This window comes from Methyloceanibacter sp. (genome assembly GCF_051306395.1).
Classification (GTDB): domain Bacteria; phylum Pseudomonadota; class Alphaproteobacteria; order Rhizobiales; family Methyloligellaceae; genus Methyloceanibacter.
In genome coordinates, this window is the sequence record NZ_JBPPND010000023.1 from 1 (window position 1) to 3,912 (window position 3,912).

General features: G+C 63.2%; 4 protein-coding genes. All 4 read left to right on the top strand.

Annotated features, from left to right (window positions below):
- Window positions 1–550, top strand: a 550-nt coding sequence (locus tag ACSLE4_RS02275) for a class I SAM-dependent methyltransferase (protein WP_435902874.1), incomplete at its 5' end; no start/stop codon positions are given.
- A 447-nt stretch (window positions 551–997) separates the two neighbouring features.
- The gene (locus ACSLE4_RS02280; RefSeq protein ID WP_435902875.1) at window positions 998–1,912 is read left to right on the top strand and encodes a tyrosine-type recombinase/integrase; all 915 of its coding nucleotides are present in this window, start codon (window positions 998–1,000) and stop codon (window positions 1,910–1,912) included.
- A gap of 10 nt (window positions 1,913–1,922) precedes the next feature.
- Window positions 1,923–3,143 (top strand): IS91 family transposase, encoded by a 1,221-nt coding sequence (locus ACSLE4_RS02285; protein ID WP_435902876.1) that lies wholly within the window; start codon window positions 1,923–1,925, stop codon window positions 3,141–3,143.
- 480 nt (window positions 3,144–3,623) lie between these two features.
- Window positions 3,624–3,912 (top strand): hypothetical protein (locus ACSLE4_RS02290; RefSeq protein WP_435902877.1); only part of this gene is annotated, 289 nt, incomplete at its 3' end.

Genomic DNA, 3,912 nt, shown 5'->3' on the forward strand with positions numbered 1-3,912 from the left:
CCTCTACACTGCAGCGCTCGCCAAGCTCGCAGTCCAAGAGCAGGAGCGCATCCTTGAGATCGGATTCGGAAACGGACACGAGATAAGTCGGTTGCTCTCGGGTGCACCCGGTCTTGTCTACGCAGGCGTCGAAGTCTCGGAGACGATGATCGCTGAGGCTGCTTCGCGAAACGCCGTGCCGATCGAAAATGGTCAGGTGACGTTGCGCCATGCGTCGAGTTCTGCGCTTCCCTTTTCGCCCGGTTCATTCGACAAGGCTCTGGCTCTCAACACCATCTATTTCTGTGACGACCCTGTCGTTGATCTCATCGAGATCCGGCGCGTCCTTCGCGAAGGAGGGTGCCTAGTACTGGGTGCGATAGCGCCGTGGAGCACCAAGAACCGGGAGCACTTTCGATACGGCTTCCGGTTTTATGATGCCGCGGAGCTTACCGCCCTTTGCACACGTGCAGGATTCTGCACGGTAGGGATTGACGTCCTCAACGATCAGACGGTGAGCGTCAGTAGCGAGATGATCACCCGAGACTACTTCATAGTCGCCGCAAAGTGATCGCTAAGGCGTCAACACCGACCGGATGGCATTCAATCTGCTCGGCTTCCAGCACCGGCTAGCGGTAAGTTGGGTGATCGAGGAGTATGAGCGGACATCACTTGCGAGTAGGCATCGGCTCCTCATCCGGATGACACGAGTTCCGCTTTCTCTGCCGAGCGTCGCCGACTGCGCGAGCTACTGAGCAGCATCAATGTCTGCAGCGGGTCAATCGCATCGGTTGGCCCACCAGCAGCACTCGCCCGCTTCACCCTCCGCAGCGGACGTCCACTAACGCGGCGGCGAGTTCGGCTCGGGGTCAAGGCACAAAGTCGCTACGCGACAGCCCGCATTGCGGGGGCGAGTATCGAGGGTGGAGTAACTATCTGAGAGGTTGGCGGTAACGGGCGGGAAGCACCGTCCTGAGGATCGAGGTGTTCGTAAACCTCACTCAGGATGGAACTCCCCATGACCGACACTATCACGACCGACACGCTACGCCAGCGCATGATCGAGGACATGACGGCGCGCAATCACGGGCCCGCCAGCCAGAAGAACCACCTTCGGGCCTACCGACGTTTTGCGGCTTGGCTGCAACGCTCACCCGATACGGCGACTACCGAGGATCTTCGACAGTTCCAGTTGCACCTTGCCGAGGCAGGCGTCGGCACGTCGACACGCAATCAGACGATGACGGGTCTGCGTTTTCTATTCCGCGTAACGCTGCGCCGACACGACCTCGCGTTCGAGATCTACCATCTGAAGGAGCCGCAGAAGGTCCCGCTGATTCTCAATCAGGACGAGACCAAGCGCCTGCTGGCGATGGCCGACACGATCCGGAACCGCTTGCTGCTGGGGCTGGGTTATGGCGCGGGCTTGCGTGCGGGCGAGGTGTTGCGGCTCAAGGTCAAGCATATCGACAGCGCGCAGATGATCATCCATGTCCAGCAATCGAAGGGGCGCAAGGATCGCCTCGTCATGCTGTCGCCGGAGACGCTCGCGCTGCTGCGTGAATGGTGGAAAATCCGCCCGAAGCATGCCGACGCCGGCGTCCCGGTCGAGGAGCGTCTGCTGTTTCCCGGCCGCCGGAAGGGCACTGCACTCTCGACCCATCAGCTCAACAACATCTTCCATAAGGTGCGCAAGGCGGCCGGCATCAAGAAGGCAGTCAATGTGCATTCGCTGCGGCACAGCTTTGCGACGCATCTCTACGATCGCGGGGTCGATATCAGAACGATCCAGGCTTTGCTCGGCCACGACAAATTGGAAACGACGGCGCGGTATGCGCGTGTCGCCACCGGTCTGATCTCGGCGGTCGAGAGCCCGCTCGATCGACTGAGCGGCAAGCGGCCGGAGAAGAAAGACAAGGGTCCGGCGAAGTAGCGCCGATCTCGTGATCCGTCCAGCCTTGGAGGTCGCGGATATCTTCCGCGACCACGGTCCTGCGTGGCGTGCCGCCAACGCGGGTCACGTCAGTCTCGACCAGATGAAGGTGATGAGTGCGATCGAGCGCTGCCGCACGGTGGCGCTCGGCGGCCATGTTGCACGCTGCGAGAACGGCGCGTGCGGGCACACCGTCATCGCCTTCAACAGCTGCCGCAATAGGCACTGTCCCAAGTGCCAGGGAGCAGCAGCGCGGAAGTGGCTTGCTGAGCGCGAGGCCGAGTTGCTCCCCGTCGGCTACTTCCATGTCGTCTACACGCTGCCGGCGCCGCTGCGCGACATCGCCTGGCAGAACAAGCGTGTCGTCTACGATCTCCTGATTAAGGCGGCGGCCGAGACCACGATCACCATCGCGGCCGATCCCAAGCGTCTCGGCGCGAAGATCGGCATCACCGCCGTGCTTCATACCTGGGGCTCGGCGCTGACGCACCACCCGCACGTGCACATGATCGTGCCGGGCGGCGGGCTGTCGCAAGACGGCACGCGGTGGATATCGGCACGGCCGCGCTTCCTTGCTCGCGTGGAGGTTCTGTCGCGGCTGTTCCGGGGTCGCATGCTGGCGATGCTGGCCGAGGCGCACGACGAGGGCCGATTGCGGTTCTCGGGCCATCTCACCTCGCTCGGCGACATCAAGACGTTCAAGCGGGTTCTGGCGCCGCTGCGCCGGACTGAATGGATCGTCTACGTCAAGGCGCCGTTCGCCGGCCCTGAGCAGGTGCTGCGCTACCTGTCGCGCTACACGCATCGCGTGGCGATCTCGAACCGCCGGCTGGTATCCGCCGACGACGGCTCCATTGCGTTCCGCTGGAAGGACTATCGCATTACCGGGCCCGAGCGCTGGAAGACAATGAGCTTGCACCCGCACGAGTTCATCCGGCGCTTCCTGATCCATGTGCTGCCGAAGGGCTTCCACCGCATCCGCCACTACGGCCTGCTCGCCAACACCAACCGCGCCGAGAGCATCGCCAAGGCGCGCGAGCTGCTCGCGGCCGCGCCCCGCGTCGTCGAGCCTGAGGAGAAGCCCGCCGCCCCGGACGAGCCGCGTGTGCTGCCGTGCCCGTGCCCGCGCTGCGGTGGCCGCATGATCGTCATCGAGGTGTTCGCGAAGGGCTGCGAGCCCAGTTGGCGGCCGACCCCGGCACCGGCGCCGATCAGGATCGACACTTCATGACCAACGCACGGCACCGAGCCATGAGCAATGCCGATCCATACTGCTGGTCCTGCGCCGGCAACGATGCCGCTTGGCCTGGACCAATCGATCGGCAGCGAAAATGCCGTGCCGGGATGTGCAGAGGGTGCCGACTTCGGCTTCAGTCACGCCCTGATCCGTGCCGATGCCATCCTCGCCTCACCGTATATGGCAGCGGCGAGGCCACCAACAACGACTGCGCTCCGATCAAATCGCCATAGCGCTGCTGCACCCGCGTGCCCACTTCCCGCGACTTCGTGCCTTGGCGCTTCTCCGACGCCGCACGGCAGCGCGCGGGGCATCCGAGCGTCAGCGCCGTCAGAGAAACCTGCACCATAGCAGTCATGTAGATAGCAGCGGAAGTAACCGCAGATTGTCGGTTGCTACCAATCGTGCGATGACGGGAAATTGTGTTGATCGGTTCCGGGCGATGCTTTTCTGTCCCGCTGGGAGGCCCGCGAATTGATCTGGTCACGCGCAATTCTCTCTACCCTGGTTGCGGTCGCGATCGCTGTCGCGCCGATCGGTGCTGCTTGGGCGAGGTCAATGACGCCCAATGGGACGGGGACTGCCGGCGCGCAGCTTCACCCAGAAGCGACAAGCGATCCTGTCGCCGCGGCCACGCACGACTGTGCGTCGAAGATTAAGGGCGCGACCAAATCTCATCCTCCCTGCTGCGCGAAGGACCTTGCCTGCCCGCCCGAGTTCTGTATTGCGAAATGCTTCCTGCTCATCAGTACCGTCGCGTCGT

Bases quoted from the DNA above. Each gene is read 5' to 3' on its own strand.
- ACSLE4_RS02280 (WP_435902875.1), top strand. From the start codon at position 998: ATGACCGACACTATCACGACCGACACGCTACGCCAGCGCATGATCGAG.